The following is a 16,018-nucleotide window of genomic DNA, read 5'->3' on the forward strand; positions in this document are numbered from 1 at the left end:
ACTTCGCCGCAGTGCCGCGTCACAAACGCGGGGCGATCAGCACGGGGGATAGCATGCAAAAGATTTTTGGCTCGGCAGCAGAGGCGCTGGACGGGATCCTGTTCGATGGAATGACCATCGCAGCCGGGGGTTTTGGCCTGTGCGGCATCCCCGAACTGCTGATCGCGGCGATCCGCGATTCGGGCGTGAAGGATCTGACGGTCGCGTCGAACAACGCCGGTGTCGACGGCTTTGGTCTGGGTCAGTTGCTGACCACACGGCAGGTCAAGAAGATGATCTCGTCCTATGTCGGCGAGAACGCGGAATTCATGCGCCAGTACCTCTCGGGCGAGCTGGAGCTGGAATTCAACCCGCAGGGCACGCTGGCCGAACGCATGCGCGCCGGTGGTGCCGGCATCCCGGGCTTCTACACCAAGACGGGTGTCGGCACGGTGATCGCCGAGGGCAAAGAGCTGAAGGATTTCAACGGCGAGACCTATGTGCTCGAAACCGGGCTGGTGATGGATCTGTCCATCGTCAAAGCCTGGAAAGCCGACACGACCGGCAACGCCGTGTTCCGCAAGACGGCGCGCAACTTCAACCCGCCTGCGGCGACCTGTGGCAAGATCTGCGTGCTAGAGGTTGAAGAGATTGTGCCCGCCGGGACGCTGGACCCTGACCATATCCACCTGCCCGGCATCTATGTGCACCGCCTGATTCAGGGCGAGCACGAGAAACGCATCGAACAACGCACCACCCGCGCGGCTTGAGGAGAGACGATCATGGCTTGGGACCGCAATCAAATGGCCGCCCGCGCGGCGCTGGAACTCAAAGACGGCATGTACGTCAACCTCGGCATCGGCATCCCGACTCTGGTTGCCAACTACATCCCCGAGGGGATGACAGTGACGCTGCAATCGGAAAACGGAATGCTGGGCATCGGCCCTTTCCCGACCGAGGATGAGGTCGATCCCGACCTGATCAACGCAGGCAAACAGACGGTGACGGCCCTGCCGCACACCGCCTATTTCGACAGCGCGACCTCCTTTGCGATGATCCGCGGCGGCAAGATCGCCATGGCGATCCTGGGCGCGATGGAAGTGGCCGAGAACGGCGATCTGGCGAACTGGATGATCCCGGGCAAGCTGGTCAAGGGCATGGGCGGCGCCATGGACCTCGTCGCCGGGGTGAAACGGGTGATCGTGGTGATGGATCACACCTCCAAGCATGGTGATTCCAAGGTGCTCAAGGACTGCACCCTGCCGCTGACCGGCAAGGCGGTGGTCGACCGGATCATCACCAACCTCGGCGTGCTCGATGTTGTGCCGGGTGGGCTGAAGATCGTCGAATGCGCCGACGGTGTTTCCGAGGCCGAGCTGCGCGCTGCGACCGAGGCGACGATTGTCGACTGATTACACCGTCACCCGTGAAGTGGCCGGGACCAAGGGCCGCTACGTCATCCGCAAAGAGGGTGACGAGGCTGAACTGACCTACTCGATCACCACACCGCACCTGATCATCGCAGATCATACCGGCGTCCCCGACAGCTTTCGCGGCACCGGCGCGGGTCTGGCGCTGGTGCAGCGTCTGGTCGCGGATGCGCGGGCCGAGGGGGTCAAGATCATCCCGCTCTGCCCCTTCGTGAACGCCCAGCGCAAGCGACACCCGGAATGGGCGGACGTGTTCCAGGTCTGAGGCTGTTGGCATCGGGGGGCTGCTCGCCCCCCGAACCCCCTCGCCAAAGGGGGACGCACGCGCCCCCCTTTGGAAACCCCCCGTGGATATTTAGAGACAGAAAATGAAACAGGGTTAACGGAACCTTATTTTCTGTCTCTAAATATCCTGGGGGGTGAATGCGGCGCCAGCCGCAGAGGGGGGCAAGGCCCCCCTGCCCGGTCGCCCGAGGGCGCGGCGGCGACAGCCGTCTCGGCCAAGGGCGAAACCCCTCCCCCGCCCCGCCCAAGCTTGACTTCCCCCGGCCCCCGCGCCAGAAACCCCGGGCATCAACCCGAGGAGCCGACATGGCCGCTGCAGCCGAGAAAAACGACGGCATCTGGGAAACCGTCAAGACCGTCGTCTGGGCTCTGCTCATCGCCGGCGTGTTCCGGACACTGTTTTTCCAGCCATTCTGGATCCCCTCGGGCTCGATGAAGGAAACGCTGCTGATCGGCGATTTCCTCTTTGTCAACAAATGGGCCTATGGCTACTCGCGCTATTCCTGCCCCTTCGCGCTGTGCCCGATCACGGGCCGCATCTTCGCCTCGGACCCCGAGCGCGGTGATATTGTCGTGTTCCGCCACCCGGTCAGCGGCGACGATCTGATCAAGCGTCTGATCGGCCTTCCCGGCGACCGCATTCAGGTGCGCGAGGGTGTGCTTTATATCAACGACGAAGCCGTTGAGCTGCAGGATGACGGCGATTTCGTCGAAACCTATGAACGTCAGGGCTCGGCCGGCCAGTACCCGCGCTGTGAAAATGCCCCTGTCGGTCAGGGCGGCGAGTGCCTCAAAGGCCGCCAGATCGAGACCCTGCCCAACGGCGTCAGCCACACGATCCTCAACATCGAGGACAACGGCTTTGCCGACAACACCCCCATCTTCACCGTCCCCGAAGGCCATTTCTTCTTCATGGGCGACAACCGCGACAACTCGGTCGACTCGCGCTTCGCGCAGGCCTCGGGCGGAGTCGGTTTCGTGCCCTTCGAGAACCTGATCGGCCGTGCCGACCGCGTGATGTTCTCATCCGCCGGCACCTCCATGCTGGCCTTCTGGACCTGGCGCAGCGACCGGTTCTTCCACTCGCTGCATCTGGGCGACTGATCCTACCGGGCACGCCGGGCGCGTGGCTTGACTCGCGCGCCCCGGTTGCCCAGAAAGCCGCCAACCGTCACAAGGGCGGCGCAAGGGGACTGCGGCGCCGTGGCCAACACCGAAATACACAGAGCACGGGCATGGTGGGAGACGGTCAAGACCGTCGTCTTTGCTCTTTTGCTGGCCGGTCTCTTCCGCACCGTGCTGTTTCAGCCCTTCTGGATCCCCTCGGGCTCGATGAAGGAAACCCTGCTCATCGGCGATTTCCTTTTCGTCAACAAATTCGCCTATGGCTGGTCGCGCTGGTCCTGCCCGATGGGTCTGTGCCCGTTTGAGGGCCGCCTGTGGGAAACCCTGCCCGAGCGCGGCGACATCGTGGTCTTTCACCATCCCATCAGCGGCGACGATTACGTCAAGCGCCTGATCGGCCTGCCCGGCGATCAAATCGAGCTGCGTCGCGGCCAGATCTGGCTTAACGGCACGCCCGTCCCGCAGCGCCCCGATGGTGACTTCGTCGAAACGGCCGCCCCGCAGGGCCCCGGCGGGCACCAGCCGCGTTGCCGGAACCGCCCGGTTGCGGGCGGCGCGTGTCTCAAAGCGCGCAGCATCGAGACCCTGCCGAACGGCGTCAGCTACCCGGTGCTCAACATCACCGACCGCGCCTTTGGCGACACCACGACCACCTACACCGTCCCGCCGGGTCATGTCTTCGTCATGGGCGACAACCGCGACAACTCGCTCGACTCGCGCTTTGAGCAGGCGCAGGGTGGCGTGGGCTTTGTCCCCCTCGAGAACCTGATCGGGCGCGCCGACCGGGTGTTGTTTTCCTCTGCGGGCAGCTCGCTCCTGGCCTTCTGGACCTGGCGCAGCGACCGCCTTTTTCACGCGTTGAACTGATGGCCCAAGCCCCCAAACTCTCGGCCGAACTGGTCGCCTTTGCTGACCGTCTCGGCCATGTCTTCCAGCGGCCCGAGCTGCTGATCCGCTCGGTCACCCATGCCTCGGCTGGATCCAACGTGCGGCCCCATAACCAGCGGCTGGAGTTTCTCGGCGACCGGGTACTGGGGCTGGTGATGTCGGAAACGCTGTTTCGCGCCGACCGGCAGGCGACCGAGGGCCAGCTTGCGCCGCGCTTTAACGCTTTGGTGCGCAAGGAAACCTGCGCCGATGTGGCGCGGGCGATTGATCTGGGCGCGGTATTGCGGCTGGGCCGGTCCGAGATGCTCTCGGGCGGACGGCGCAAGGAAACCCTGCTGGGCGACGCGATGGAGGCGGTGCTGGCCGCCGTCTACCTCGACGCCGGGCTGGAGGCCGCGCGCGCGGTGATCCTGCGCCACTGGCACGACAAGATCGAGCATGTCGACGACGATTCGCGCGACCCCAAAACCGCGCTGCAGGAATGGGCGCAGGCGCGCGGCACCCCGCCGCCGACCTATGCCGAAATCGGCCGTGAAGGCCCGCCCCACGCGCCGATGTTCACCATCGAGGCCCGGCTGCAGGACGGCCCCAGCGCCAGCGCCACCGCCGGGTCCAAACGCGCGGCAGAACAGGCAGCGGCGCGCGAGCTGCTGGCGCAGGTCGCCCCCGAATGACCCCTGCCGGAAACCGACGCGGCGCGCTGTTCATGGTGCTCTCGATGGCCGCGTTTTCGGCCGAGGACGCATTTTTCAAAGCCGCCACGCAGCTGATCCCCGCCCCCAGCGCGATGATGGGCTTTGGCCTGCTCGGCATGGCGATCTTCGCCATCGCCGCGCTGATCCGGGGCGAAGCGCCGATGCCACGGATCACCAAAGGGCTGGCGATCCGCTCCGGCATCGAGGTCGGCGGGCGGCTCTTTTACTCGCTGGCGCTGGCCTTTGCCGGGCTGGGCGTGACCTCGGCCATCCTGCAGGCGACGCCGCTGGTGGTGGTCGCAGGCGCGGTCTGGCTGTTTGGCGAGATCGTCGGCTGGCGGCGCTGGGTCGCCATCGCGCTGGGGCTCTGCGGCGTGCTTCTGGTACTTCGGCCCACCGGCGATGCGCTGGACCCGGCGGCTCTGTTCGCGGTGCTGGGCATGCTTGGCTTTGCCGGGCGCGACCTTGCCACCCGCGCCGCACCGCTCAGCGTCACCAACGCGCAGCTCGGCGTGCTGGGCATGGGCGCGCTGGCTGTGGCCGGGCTGGTCGTGCAACTGGTCACCCTCGCCCCCCTCGCGCTGCCCGAACCGATGGCCGCGCTGCGCGTCGCCGGTGCGGCGGTGTTCGGCTGCATCGCCTATGCCTCGCTCACCGTGGCGATGCGCTCGGGCGAAGTCTCGGTCGTCACCCCATTCCGCTACACACGGCTGGTCTTCGCGCTGATCCTCGCCGCGCTGCTGTTTGACGAGACACCGGACGGCATCATGCTGCTCGGCTCGGCGCTGATCGTCGGATCGGGCCTTTTTACGCTGGCGCGCTCCCGCCCACGCTAACGCAGCAGTATGGCGCAGCGCCCGCGCATGGTATAAGGCCCGCAGCTGACCAGCCAAGGACCAACCATGACCACACGCGCGGGCTTCGTTGCCCTGATCGGAGAGCCCAATGCGGGCAAATCCACCCTTCTGAACCGGATGGTCGGGGCCAAGGTCTCGATCGTGACTCATAAGGTCCAAACCACCCGCACCCGGATCCGCGGCATCGCCATGGCGGGCGAGACGCAGATCATCTTCGTCGACACGCCCGGCCTGTTCCGCCCGCGCCGCCGGCTCGACCGCGCCATGGTCGCCGCCGCATGGACCGGGGCTGCAGATGCCGAAATCGTCGTGCTGCTGATCGAGGCCCATCGCGGGCTGACCGAAGGCGGCAAGGCGGTGATCCAGACGCTGAAAGACCGCGCGATCGAGGGGCAGCGCGTCGCGCTCGCCATCAACAAGATCGACAAGGTCAAGGCCGAGGCCCTGCTGCGCCTGACCGAAGAGGTCAACGCGCTCTATCCGTTCGAGGAAACCTTCCTGATCTCGGCCGAACGCGGCCACGGAACCGAGCACCTCAAGGAATGGCTGGCGCAAAGCCTGCCTGAAGGACCGTGGCTCTATCCCGAAGACCAGATCGCCGACCTGCCCCTGCGCATGATCGCCGCCGAAATGACGCGCGAGAAACTGACCCTGCGCCTGCATCAGGAACTGCCCTACGAGCTGACGGTAGAAACCGAAGCCTGGGAGGACCGCCCCGATGGCTCGACCAAGATCGACCAGATCATCTACGTCGCCCGCGACGGTCACAAAGGCATCGTGCTGGGTCACAAAGGCGAGACGGTGAAAACCATCGGCCAACAGGCCCGCGCCGAAATCTCGACCTTCCTCGACCGTCCGGTGCACCTGTTCCTGACCGTCAAGGTCCGCGAGAACTGGCTCAACGAATCCGAGCGCTACACCGAAATGGGCCTCGACTTCCGCGACGGCCATGCCTGACCCTCTTTGCTCTGAAAATATCCACGGGGGGATTTTCAAGGGGGGCGCGTGCGTCCCCCTTGAAGCAGGGGGGTGCGGGGGGGCGGCAGCCCCCCCGCCCTGCGCCGCATGACCCCGCGCCTCACCGCCAGCTTCTGGGTCCATGCCTACCTCACCCGCCTGCGCCTGGCCGACATCCCGGCGTTCGTAGTGAAAAAAGGCGATGAAACCGCCGGTGCCGTGCTGATCAAGCAATCCCCGCTCGACCGCACCGCCACGCTTCACCAACGCCAGTTCGACCTGATGGCCGACACCCGCCGCTGGACCCGGATCGCCAGCGGCCCGGAAGCCGAGATCGACGCCCTGATCGCCCGCGAGCGCGCGCGCGATCCGGATCTGTGGGTGATCGAGGTCGAGGACCGCGCGGGGCGGACCTTGCTGGAAGAACCCGGGTTCGACTCGTAACGGCACGGGTCGTGTCGGGGGGCTGCTCGCCCCCCGAACCCCCTCGCCAGAAGGGGGAGCACGCTCCCCCTTCTGGACTTCCCCCGTGGATATTTTCAGACAGAAAATACGCGCATTGTTTCGCGCGCGCGCTGCCCTATGTTTAGGGGCATCCAAAGGGAGAGACCGCGATGCTGTTCTCATCGAAATCGTATGACATGGTGACCCCGTCCGAGGCGCTGCCCGGCCGGTCCCAGCCGATCCCCACCGCTGACACGCATTTCCTCAGCGCCCGCCCGCTGACCGCCCCTGTGCCTGAGGGTATGGAAGTGGCGATCTTCGGCATGGGCTGTTTCTGGGGCGTCGAGCGGTTGTTCTGGAACACACCCGGCGTCTGGGTGACGATGGTGGGTTATGGCGCGGGCTACACGCCGAACCCCACCTATCAGGAGGTTTGCACCGGCCGCACCGGGCATAACGAGTTGGTGCGCGTGGTCTATGACCCGACCAAGGTCAGCTATGACGATCTGCTCAAGATCTTCTGGGAGGGGCATGATCCCACCCAGGGCATGCGTCAGGGTGGTGACCGGGGCACGCAGTATCGCAGCGGCATCTATCCCACGACCGCCGCGCAGCGCGAGGCCGCCGAGGCAAGCCGCACGCTCTACCAGGAACGTCTGCGCGACGCGCGGCTGGGCACGATCACCACCGAGATCCGCGATGCCGAACACTTCTACATGGCCGAGGATTATCACCAGCAATATCTGGCGAAGAACCCCAATGGGTATTGCGGGATTGGTGGCACCGGGGTCACCTGCCCCGTGGGCCTTGCGGTCTGAGCGCTGACAGGCTACGCGAACCGGGTATTCCCGGAGAGCCGACATGACCACTTTCACCGCGCTGACCACCCTTGGCGATGAAACCCGGGCGCAAGCCCTGGGCGAAGCGCTTGAAGAGCTTGACCCGGCGCCCGTGGGCGTCGGCGTCTTCGAGCTGGAAGATGGCTCAGGCCTGTGGGAAGTCGGCGCCTATTTCACCGAAACGCCCGACGACATCGCGCTGACCCTGATGGCCGCCGCCTTCGGTGCCGCCGAATTCGCCGTGTCGGAACTGCCTGACATCGACTGGGTCGCCCATGTCCGCCGCGAGCTGAAGCCGGTCGAGGCCGGGCGCTTCTTCGTTTACGGCAGCCATGATGCCGACAAACTGCCCGTCGACCGCATCGGCCTGCTGATCGAAGCTGCCATGGCCTTCGGCACCGGCCACCACGGCACCACGCTGGGCTGCCTGCGCGCGCTCGACCGGCTGGCAAGCGGCGGATTTCAGGGCAAGAATGTCATCGACGTCGGCTGCGGCACCGCCGTTCTGGCGATGGCGGCGGCGAAGATCTGGCCCGATATGGTGCTGGCCACCGACATCGACCAGGTCGCCGTCGACGTGGCCGAGGCGAACGTCATGGCAAACGGCCTCGATGGCCGGGTCGAATGCCTTGAGGCGATGGGCTTTGAGAACCCGGTGATCCACAAGCGCGCGCCCTATGATCTGGTCTTCGCCAATATCCTCAAGGGCCCGCTGATCCAGATCGCCCCCGACATGGCCAAGCACACCGAGATCGGCAGCCTTGCCATCCTCTCGGGCCTGCTGACGACTCAGGCCACCGATGTTCTGGCCGCCTATACCGCCGCCGGTTTCACCGAGGTCGAGCGCGAGGAAATCGGCGACTGGACCACGCTGGTGCTGCGCCGCGCCTGATTTTTGCCGCATTGAGCCCTCAAACTGACACGCCTGTTCAGTTTCGAGGTCTCACATGCCCAGCATTGATTTCCGCACCCGCCTTGATCACGTCCTTGCCGCCCGCGTCGAGGCGCGCAAAGAGCAAGACCACAAGCCCGCGCAACGACTGGTACGCGGCTTGAGCGTGATCGCCGGGACGCTGGTGTGTTTTTTCGTGCTCAAAGCCGCCGCGCTGGCGCATGACGGGCAGGCGTTTGCCGCCACAGCCGCCGAACCCGGCATCGGCGCGCAGATCTATCACTGGTTCGCCGGCGCTGACCCGATCAGCAGCACGCTGGCCTATGCCCTGCGCGCGCCGGCACCTGCGCCGGTCACTCTCTGACCCCAAAAAAACCAAAACGCCGCGCCGGTTTCCCGGGCGGCGCAGGTTTCATCATGGTCTGTGGCGATCAGCGCAGAGCGTCGATCACGTCGGCGATGTCGCCGCGGCACAGTCCGATATCGTCGAGCTCGCGATCCGAAAGCCGGGACAGCTCGCGGCGGGTGATGCGCTTGTCATTCCACGCCGCATAGCGGGCAAAGGCGTCGGCGAACGAGAACCCGAGGCTGCGGCCGAACACGCCGTCAGCAACGGGGCGGGCGGAGGCAAAAAAGGCCATCGTAGGCTCCTGTCATTTCAACTTTGATGAAGCATTGTGCTTCTGGGGTTCAAATAGCCCCAGCAGGCAGCAATGAGAAGACAGAGTACGCGCAATCCCGCCATGCAGGTGCAGCATAGCTTGGGGCACGCACGGCAAGCCCCTCTCGCGATAGTCACGGATGGAATACGAACAACTTACGGCCAAATGCGTCGGATGCAACAGAGAAGTGACAGCCCGACGCAAGATTCGGCCTTTACGCTGGCCAATGTTCCCTTTTCGTGCTAACTCTTTGGCAAGGCTTGAACAACAAGCCACCATGATGAACAGGCAGAATCACCGATGCGAGTTTTGGGAATCGACCCCGGTTTGCGCAATCTCGGCTGGGGGGTGATTGATGTGGACGGTTCACGCCTGCGCCATGTTGCAAACGGCGTGCTGCATTCGGACGGAACGCAGGATCTGGCCTCACGCCTGCTGGATCTGCACCGGCAGCTGGAACGAGTCGTCCGCAGCCAACGCCCCGATTGCGCCGCCGTCGAACAGACCTTCGTCAACAAAGATGCCGTCGCCACGCTGAAACTGGGCCACGCCCGCGCCATCGCCCTGCTGGTCCCGGCGCAGGCCGGTCTGACAGTGGGTGAATACGCCCCGAATGCGGTGAAAAAGGCTGTTGTGGGCGTGGGCAAGGCCGCCAAGGTCCAGGTCGATCACATGGTGCGCATGCAGCTGCCCGGCGTGGTGATCGACGGGCCGGATGCTGCCGATGCGCTGGCCGTCGCCATCTGTCACGCCTTTCACATGCAGACCTCCGGGCGCTTGCAAGCTGCCCTGCGCGCCGCCGGTTAACGCTTTTCGCCCTTTCACCACAGGATCATCGCCATGATCGGCAAACTCTCGGGCCGCATCGACTACCGCGCCGCCGACCACGTGCTGCTCGACGTCAAGGGCGTCGGCTATATCGTCTATGTGTCCGACCGCACGCTGATGGCCCTGCCCGGCCCCGGCGGCATGGCGGCGCTCTATACCGAGCTTCTGGTGCGCGAGGATCTGCTGCAGCTGTTCGGCTTCCTCACGCTGGTGGAAAAGGAATGGCACCGGCTGCTCGTCTCCGTCCAAGGCGTCGGGGCCAAGGCAGCCATGGCGATTCTGGGCACGCTTGGCCCCGAAGGCGTTTCGCGCGCGATCGCGATCGGTGACGCCAACGCCGTGCGCAAAGCGCCGGGTGTCGGTCCGAAACTCGCACAGCGCGTGGTGCTCGAGCTGAAGGACAAGGCGCCCACCATCATGGCCATGGGCGGAACCGCGCCCGATCTGGACGGCGATTCGATGGTCATCGAACCGACCGAGGCCCCTGCCCCGGAACCGGTGGCCAAAGCCCCCGCCAAACCCTCAGCCCGCCGTCAGGCCCAGCAAACGCAGGCAGATGCGCTGTCGGCCCTGACCAACCTCGGCTATGGACCGTCCGAAGCCGCGCAGGCCGTCGCCACTGCAGCTGAGGAGGAAACGGAAACCTCAGGCCTGATCCGCGCCGCGCTGAAACTGCTGGCGCCCAAGGGCTGAGCCGATGGATTTTCGTCACCTCCTGCAGGGTCTCGACGTGCCGCTGACGGGCATCGCGCTTTGCCTGCACAAGCCGCCAACCCGGCGCGAACGCGACGCCCTGGCCCTGATGATCGACTCGGCACCTGCCCTGTTCGAGGCCTATCAGGCAACCCATACCCGCAGCCCGCAGGCAACGCTGCAAGCCCGTCGGATCATGGCCTCGTTCCTGATGCGCAGCCCCGGCGAGTTGGTTTTCGTCGGGCTCTATCGCCAGAACGGCTGGACCGAGCGCACCGCCGACGAGCTCGAGAACGACCCGCTGCTGCAGCAGGTGGACGATCTTACCGGCGGCCATGTCCGAACGACGGTCGACACGACAGCTGGCGACCAGCTCGGGCGCGCCTGTTTCGACCTCGTGCCGATGTCCGAACTCGCCGAACTCAAGGGTCGCCTTGTGGTACGCGATCCCGGTTCGCGCGCCTACATGCGGCTTGCCGAGACAACACCGCTTGAGATCCTCGAAATCGCGCGCAGCCCGGACCTGTCACCACCAATGCCCGATTGGCGGGACTTGACGCTGCACACCCCGACGCTACGCATCCTGCCGACCCGCTGGGCCGAGCAGCTGCGCCAGTGGCGCGGCATCTACCTGATCGTCGACGAGACGGACGGCGCCCGCTACGTGGGTGCGGCCTACGGCGAGGAAAACCTGCTCGGTCGCTGGCGCGCGCATGTCGCGCATGAAATCGGCGTCACCGCCAAACTGTCCCGCCGGAACCCGGCCAGTTTCCGTTTCTCGATCCTCGACCTCCTTTCCCCGGCGGCCACCATCGACGAGGTGACGCGCGCGGAACAACAATGGATGGTGCGCCTGCACAGCAGACAGTATGGGTTGAATGCGTGAAGTGTCCGTTAACAGGTGCAGCCAGGGGACGTTTGTGAAGAAAAGGCTAACGCGATATTGTAACCCGTTGAAAATATTCGTCTCATGACCCTGTCCCATCGTGGGACATCCTCACGTCCCTTGCCCGGACAGTCCTTTGGGATCACTCTCGCCCCATGACCACCCCCGACCCCACCCTGCGCCCGGACCGCCAGCCCGAGGATACCGACCGCGCCTTGCGCCCGCAGATGCTGGACGAGTTCATCGGCCAGCATGAGGCGCGCGCGAACCTCAAAGTGTTCATCCAATCCGCCAAGATGCGCGGCGAGGCGATGGACCACACGCTGTTCTACGGCCCGCCGGGGCTGGGCAAGACCACGCTGGCGCAGATCATGGCGCGCGAGCTGGGGGTCGGGTTCCGCATGACCTCGGGCCCGGTGCTGGCCAAGGCGGGCGACCTGGCGGCGATCCTGACCAACCTCGAAGCGCGCGACGTGCTGTTCATCGACGAGATTCACCGGCTGAACCCGGCGGTCGAAGAAGTGCTATACCCGGCGCTCGAGGATTTCCAGCTCGATCTGGTGATCGGCGAAGGCCCCGCCGCGCGCACCGTGCGCATCGAGCTGCAACCCTTCACGCTGGTCGGCGCGACCACCCGGCTGGGCCTGCTGACCACGCCGCTGCGCGACCGTTTCGGCATCCCGACGCGGCTGCAATTCTACACCGAGGCCGAGCTCTGCGAGATCGTCGCCCGCGGCGCGCGACTGTTGGGCGTGCCGGCGGATGATGGCGGCGTCCTCGAAATCGCGCGCCGCGCGCGCGGCACCCCGCGTATCGCCGGACGCCTGCTGCGCCGGGTGGTGGATTTCGCGCTGGTCGAGGGCAATGGCACGCTGCACCGGGCGATGGCCGATAACGCGCTGACCCGGCTCGGTGTGGACCATCTGGGCCTCGACAGCGCGGACCGGCGCTATCTGCAACTTCTTGCCGACCACTACGGCGGCGGGCCGGTGGGTGTCGAAACCATCGCCGCAGCGCTGTCGGAAAGCCGCGATGCGATCGAGGAAGTGATCGAGCCCTTCTTGCTGCAGCAAGGCCTGCTGGCGCGCACGCCCAGGGGCCGGATGCTGACGCAGGCAAGCTGGAGACATCTGGGGCTTACGCCGCCGCGCCCATCTGGGCAGAGCGAGCTCTTTGAGAGTGAATAAGGCAGGGGGGCCTTCTGCCCCCCTCTTCGCGTGTCGCGAATTCACCCCCCGAGGATATTTGCAGCATAAAGTTGGGCGTTAGGGTTCTGTTAACCAACTTTATGCCTGAAATATCCCGGGGGGCGGGCCGGAACGGCCCGGTGGGGGGCAGCGCCCCCCGCGCGGCGCGAGGGCCCTCGATGGGCCCGAGCGCCGCACCCCCCTGCCCGGTTGCTCGAAGCGGGCCAGTCACGCAAAAAAGCCGCCACACAAAAGGCCACCATGCAAAAGGGCCGCCCGCGCGGGCAGCCCTTTCTCTTCTCGATCGCCGCTGTCTCAGGCGGCGAAAAGCGTTTTCGCTTCGGCGCCGGTCAGCACCGGGCGCGCAGCCGTGAAGCTGTCGCGGCCCGCTTGCGTCGCCAGTTCCGGGAACAGCCCCAGCAGCTCGGCGCGGGTTTCGGTTTCCAGCGCGTTGATCACCGCTTCGGCGGGCTGGAAGCTTTCGGTCCAGCTGCCCTCGGCGCGGATGATCTGGTGCGCCTCGCACATCACGTGGATGTAGCTGACCGCGCCCTCGGTGACCTGCTCGACCCCCGGCAGACCCATGAGGTCGGCGGCGGCCACCAGCACTTCGCGCTCGCCAAACATCAGCTCGGCGCGGGCGCCGGTCACCAGCATCCGGTGGCGCGGCGAGACGGTAAGGTCACGCTCGGGCAGATCGCGGCCCAGCGCGCCAGCCTTGATGCGGATCGGCGCGGCGCCCGGGCAGGACGCCAGCTCGGCTTCGGTCAGATCGCGGCGGCCCGTCCAGGTGAGGTCCTGATAGCCATGGTCGCGGGTCAGCACCTTGTCGCCGATCACCAGGTCCTCGACCGCGACGCGGCCCCGGGTGGAGTCGATCAGGGTGCCCGGCGTGAAGCAGATGATCTCTTCGAAGCTCTCGAAATCCATGCGCGAGCCATCGGGGAAATCGACATAGCCGGTCTTGGACGTGGTACCGTCGCCGTTGTCGATCTCGCTGGTCACCGTCACCACCGGCGCGGGATCGCCCGGCGCGGGGTCCGGCAGGACCAGCGTGTCAAAGCCCGACCCGCCATGGACATAGCCGGTGGTCGAGGTGATCACTTCAACGTTGTCGTCGCCCGAGCCGAGGAACAGCCGCTCGATTTCCGAGAAGTCAGCGACGTTCGTGCCGTTGTCCATCGTCCCTTGTTCGTCGGCGGTATAGACGACCGAGGTATCCTGGGTCATCGGCGTGGCGTCGATCTTGTCGCCCAGCGTCTCGCCGGTTTCGCCCCCGATGATCTGATGGTTGCCGAAATCGTCGAAGACGTGGAAATAATCGTCACCCGATCCGCCATAGGCGGTGTCATTGCCGGTCCCCATGACCAGCGTGTCGCTGCCATAGCCCGCTTCGGGCGGATCCGTCGGGTCCAGCCCGCCGGTATCACCGGCGACATTGTCGCCGAACATCAGGTTGTCGCCGTCACCGCCGTCCAGCAGGTCATTGCCTGTGCCGCCGATCAGCTTGTCGTCACCCTCGTTGCCATTGAGCGTATCATCGCCCGCATCGCCCCAGATCGTATCGTTGTCCAGACCGCCATTCAGAAGGTCGTTGCCGTCGCCGCCAAAGAGCGAATCGGCACCGGCACCGCCGTTGATCGTATCGTCGCCAAGGCCGCCATAGACCGTGTCGTCACCGCCATGAGCATTGACCAGCGAACCGGTGTTGGTGAATTCATCGCCTTGCAGATCGACGTAGCCGACGTTCATCACTTCGCCGGTATCGAGCCCGTCAACCGCCCCGTCCGCCGCGGCAGTAAGATCGAAGGGCGCATTGGGGTCCACGTCAAACGAGACCGAAAGCGAGCTCAGGATCGGCAGGCCATCGGGCGCGTGCAGATAGATCTGGCCACCGACTTCGAAGATCATCACCGGCCGTGGGTCGATTTCCAGCCCCACCACTGAGATCGTCGCCACGGTCCCCGAGCCAAGGTAGGTCATCGGCAGGTCTGCGCCGCCGTCAACCGACACCGTGGTCGTCCCGCTCTCGTCCGCCGTCAGCTGACCGTTGTTGTCGCTGAACTCGGCATCCACACCGCCGCCGACCGCGTTCAACACGCTCGCGCCAAGAAGGTTTCCTGCGTAAAGATCCAGCAGGCTGCCCGAATAGGCATACACACTGCCAGAGACGTTCGACACTACGCTCATGGTCTCATCCCTTGTACAAACGGGGTGACTGTACCCCTCTTCCCGTTACGCCGGGCCCTGCTCACCAGACGGGAAACAAGGGCTTTGGTGTTGCATTTATCATGCGAAACTATGCGGAAGTTCGGCCCGAAACTGGGCATTTATGGGGCAGACAGAAACAGTCTTTGCACGTTAGAAGGTCTCCAGCGCCGCCCGGCTATGGCGCTGCATGAAGTCGATGAAACGCTGGATCTTGGGGTCTTGCAGCTTTCGGTGTGGATACAGACAGCCAAACACCGCCGGCAGCGGCGGCGTCTGTTCGAGCACCGGCACCAGCGCGCCGCTATCCAGATGGCGCGCGACTTCGAACAGCGGCTTCATCACGATGCCCCGCCCGTCCAGCGCCCAGTTCAAGAGCACAGCGCCCTCGTCGGCGTCATAGCGCCCGCTGACTTCCAGCTTTTGCGGGCCCTCCGGGGTCTCGAGCACCCAGAAATATTCGGGCGAGCGCGGATAGCGCAGCAAGAGGCAGTTGTGCCCCTGATCCAGCAGATCCTGCGGCACCAGCGGTGTACCCTGCCGCGCCAGATACTCGGGCGCGGCGCACAGGATACGCGGGCAATCGGCGATCTTGCGCAGGGTCAGGGCCGAGCTTTGCGGCGTCCCCAGCACAAAGGCCAGATCCTGCTCGTCCTCGAACAGGTCGACCCGCCGGTCCGACAGGCGCAGGCGCACGTCCACCTCGGGGAACAGGTCGCAGAACCGGGGCACCAGCGGCGCGATCACCCGCCGACCGACCCCCAGAGGAGCGGTGACGCGGATCGTGCCACGCGGTCGCCCCTCGAACCCTGCAAGCGAGGCTTCCGCGTCGTTGAGCGCAGAGACCACGCTGCGGGCATGTTCATAAAACAGCCGTCCCGCCTCGGTCGGAACCAGTTTGCGCGTGGTGCGGTTCAGCAGGCGCGTACCCAGCCGCGTCTCCAGCTCCTTGATCCGCTTCGACGCCACCGCCGGGGTCAGCCGCAGATCCCGACCGCCCGAGGTGATCGAGCCCAGTTCAACCACCCGGACAAAGACCTGAATGCTTTCGAGATAGGGCATTTTCCGCTCCCACGCGGGCAAATGCGCCCGTTTCGTTGACAATCTCTGCGGATTGCTGGCTGATTTTCAACGCTGCGAGCAGACAGTCAAACGCTTTCGCC

General features: G+C 65.4%; 19 protein-coding genes. 16 read left to right on the plus strand and 3 right to left on the minus strand.

The window, feature by feature from the left end; translation table 11 throughout:
• Positions 1 to 53: 53 nt before the first annotated feature.
• The 12 genes from EAE28_RS05165 to EAE28_RS05220 all read left to right on the plus strand — a co-directional run bounded on the left by EAE28_RS05165 (position 54) and on the right by EAE28_RS05220 (position 8,755).
• Positions 54 to 749 (plus strand): CoA transferase subunit A, encoded by a 696-nt coding sequence (locus tag EAE28_RS05165; protein ID WP_127104774.1) that lies wholly within the window; start codon positions 54 to 56, stop codon positions 747 to 749.
• A 12-nt stretch (positions 750 to 761) separates the two neighbouring features.
• The gene (locus EAE28_RS05170; RefSeq protein ID WP_127104775.1) at positions 762 to 1,391 is read left to right on the plus strand and encodes a CoA transferase subunit B; all 630 of its coding nucleotides are present in this window, start codon (positions 762 to 764) and stop codon (positions 1,389 to 1,391) included.
• The gene (locus EAE28_RS05175) at positions 1,381 to 1,674 is read left to right on the plus strand and encodes a GNAT family N-acetyltransferase (RefSeq protein WP_127104776.1); all 294 of its coding nucleotides are present in this window, start codon (positions 1,381 to 1,383) and stop codon (positions 1,672 to 1,674) included. The genes EAE28_RS05170 and EAE28_RS05175 overlap by 11 nt, the downstream gene beginning before the upstream one ends.
• A 326-nt stretch (positions 1,675 to 2,000) precedes the next feature.
• Complete coding sequence (lepB, locus tag EAE28_RS05180) at positions 2,001 to 2,798, plus strand: signal peptidase I (protein WP_127104777.1); 798 nt, start codon at positions 2,001 to 2,003, stop codon at positions 2,796 to 2,798.
• A 99-nt stretch (positions 2,799 to 2,897) separates the two neighbouring features.
• Positions 2,898 to 3,686 (plus strand): signal peptidase I, encoded by a 789-nt coding sequence (gene lepB, locus EAE28_RS05185; RefSeq protein ID WP_246022280.1) that lies wholly within the window; start codon positions 2,898 to 2,900, stop codon positions 3,684 to 3,686.
• Positions 3,686 to 4,381 (plus strand): ribonuclease III, encoded by a 696-nt coding sequence (gene rnc, locus EAE28_RS05190; RefSeq protein ID WP_127104778.1) that lies wholly within the window; start codon positions 3,686 to 3,688, stop codon positions 4,379 to 4,381. Before lepB (EAE28_RS05185) ends, rnc begins: the two co-directional genes overlap by 1 nt.
• Positions 4,378 to 5,238, plus strand: a complete 861-nt coding sequence (locus EAE28_RS05195; RefSeq protein WP_127104779.1) for a DMT family transporter — start codon at positions 4,378 to 4,380, stop codon at positions 5,236 to 5,238. The genes rnc and EAE28_RS05195 overlap by 4 nt, the downstream gene beginning before the upstream one ends.
• Before the next feature lie 66 nt (positions 5,239 to 5,304).
• Positions 5,305 to 6,216: a GTPase Era gene (gene era / locus EAE28_RS05200; protein ID WP_127104780.1), complete on the plus strand. Its 912-nt coding sequence runs from the start codon at positions 5,305 to 5,307 to the stop codon at positions 6,214 to 6,216.
• Between the two features lie 108 nt (positions 6,217 to 6,324).
• Positions 6,325 to 6,660: a DUF1491 family protein gene (locus EAE28_RS05205; RefSeq protein ID WP_127104781.1), complete on the plus strand. Its 336-nt coding sequence runs from the start codon at positions 6,325 to 6,327 to the stop codon at positions 6,658 to 6,660.
• A 170-nt stretch (positions 6,661 to 6,830) separates the two neighbouring features.
• Positions 6,831 to 7,478 carry a peptide-methionine (S)-S-oxide reductase MsrA gene (gene msrA / locus EAE28_RS05210; RefSeq protein ID WP_127104782.1) on the plus strand — a complete coding sequence of 216 codons (648 nt, stop codon included), beginning with the start codon at positions 6,831 to 6,833 and terminating at the stop codon, positions 7,476 to 7,478.
• Between the two features lie 43 nt (positions 7,479 to 7,521).
• The gene (locus tag EAE28_RS05215) at positions 7,522 to 8,391 is read left to right on the plus strand and encodes a 50S ribosomal protein L11 methyltransferase (RefSeq protein WP_127104783.1); all 870 of its coding nucleotides are present in this window, start codon (positions 7,522 to 7,524) and stop codon (positions 8,389 to 8,391) included.
• 55 nt (positions 8,392 to 8,446) lie between these two features.
• Positions 8,447 to 8,755, plus strand: coding sequence for a hypothetical protein (locus tag EAE28_RS05220; protein WP_127104784.1), 309 nt, complete (start codon positions 8,447 to 8,449; stop codon positions 8,753 to 8,755).
• Between the two features lie 67 nt (positions 8,756 to 8,822).
• Here EAE28_RS05220 and EAE28_RS05225 read toward each other — a convergent pair whose 3' ends face one another.
• Positions 8,823 to 9,032, minus strand: a complete 210-nt coding sequence (locus EAE28_RS05225; protein WP_127104785.1) for a DUF1127 domain-containing protein — start codon at positions 9,030 to 9,032, stop codon at positions 8,823 to 8,825.
• A gap of 321 nt (positions 9,033 to 9,353) precedes the next feature.
• Between EAE28_RS05225 and ruvC the strand changes: the two genes are divergently transcribed.
• The 4 genes from ruvC (at position 9,354) to ruvB (ending at position 12,647) form a co-directional block, all read left to right on the plus strand.
• Positions 9,354 to 9,860, plus strand: a complete 507-nt coding sequence (ruvC, locus tag EAE28_RS05230; protein ID WP_127104786.1) for a crossover junction endodeoxyribonuclease RuvC — start codon at positions 9,354 to 9,356, stop codon at positions 9,858 to 9,860.
• Positions 9,861 to 9,893: 33 nt separating this feature from the next.
• Positions 9,894 to 10,574, plus strand: coding sequence for a Holliday junction branch migration protein RuvA (ruvA, locus tag EAE28_RS05235; RefSeq protein ID WP_127104787.1), 681 nt, complete (start codon positions 9,894 to 9,896; stop codon positions 10,572 to 10,574).
• Between the two features lie 4 nt (positions 10,575 to 10,578).
• Positions 10,579 to 11,460, plus strand: a complete 882-nt coding sequence (locus EAE28_RS05240) for a GIY-YIG nuclease family protein (RefSeq protein WP_127104788.1) — start codon at positions 10,579 to 10,581, stop codon at positions 11,458 to 11,460.
• Positions 11,461 to 11,615: 155 nt separating this feature from the next.
• Positions 11,616 to 12,647, plus strand: a complete 1,032-nt coding sequence (gene ruvB / locus EAE28_RS05245) for a Holliday junction branch migration DNA helicase RuvB (RefSeq protein ID WP_127104789.1) — start codon at positions 11,616 to 11,618, stop codon at positions 12,645 to 12,647.
• A gap of 315 nt (positions 12,648 to 12,962) precedes the next feature.
• On the opposite strand, the gene EAE28_RS05250 is transcribed toward ruvB, so the two are convergent.
• Both EAE28_RS05250 and EAE28_RS05255 read right to left on the minus strand, forming a co-directional pair.
• Positions 12,963 to 14,837, minus strand: a complete 1,875-nt coding sequence (locus tag EAE28_RS05250) for a Hint domain-containing protein (RefSeq protein ID WP_127104790.1) — start codon at positions 14,835 to 14,837, stop codon at positions 12,963 to 12,965.
• A 171-nt stretch (positions 14,838 to 15,008) separates the two neighbouring features.
• Positions 15,009 to 15,917 carry a LysR family transcriptional regulator gene (locus EAE28_RS05255; RefSeq protein WP_127104791.1) on the minus strand — a complete coding sequence of 303 codons (909 nt, stop codon included), beginning with the start codon at positions 15,915 to 15,917 and terminating at the stop codon, positions 15,009 to 15,011.
• Positions 15,918 to 16,018: the final 101 nt, after the last annotated feature.

Source organism: Pararhodobacter zhoushanensis (genome assembly GCF_003990445.1).
In the GTDB taxonomy this organism is placed as follows: domain Bacteria; phylum Pseudomonadota; class Alphaproteobacteria; order Rhodobacterales; family Rhodobacteraceae; genus Pararhodobacter; species Pararhodobacter zhoushanensis.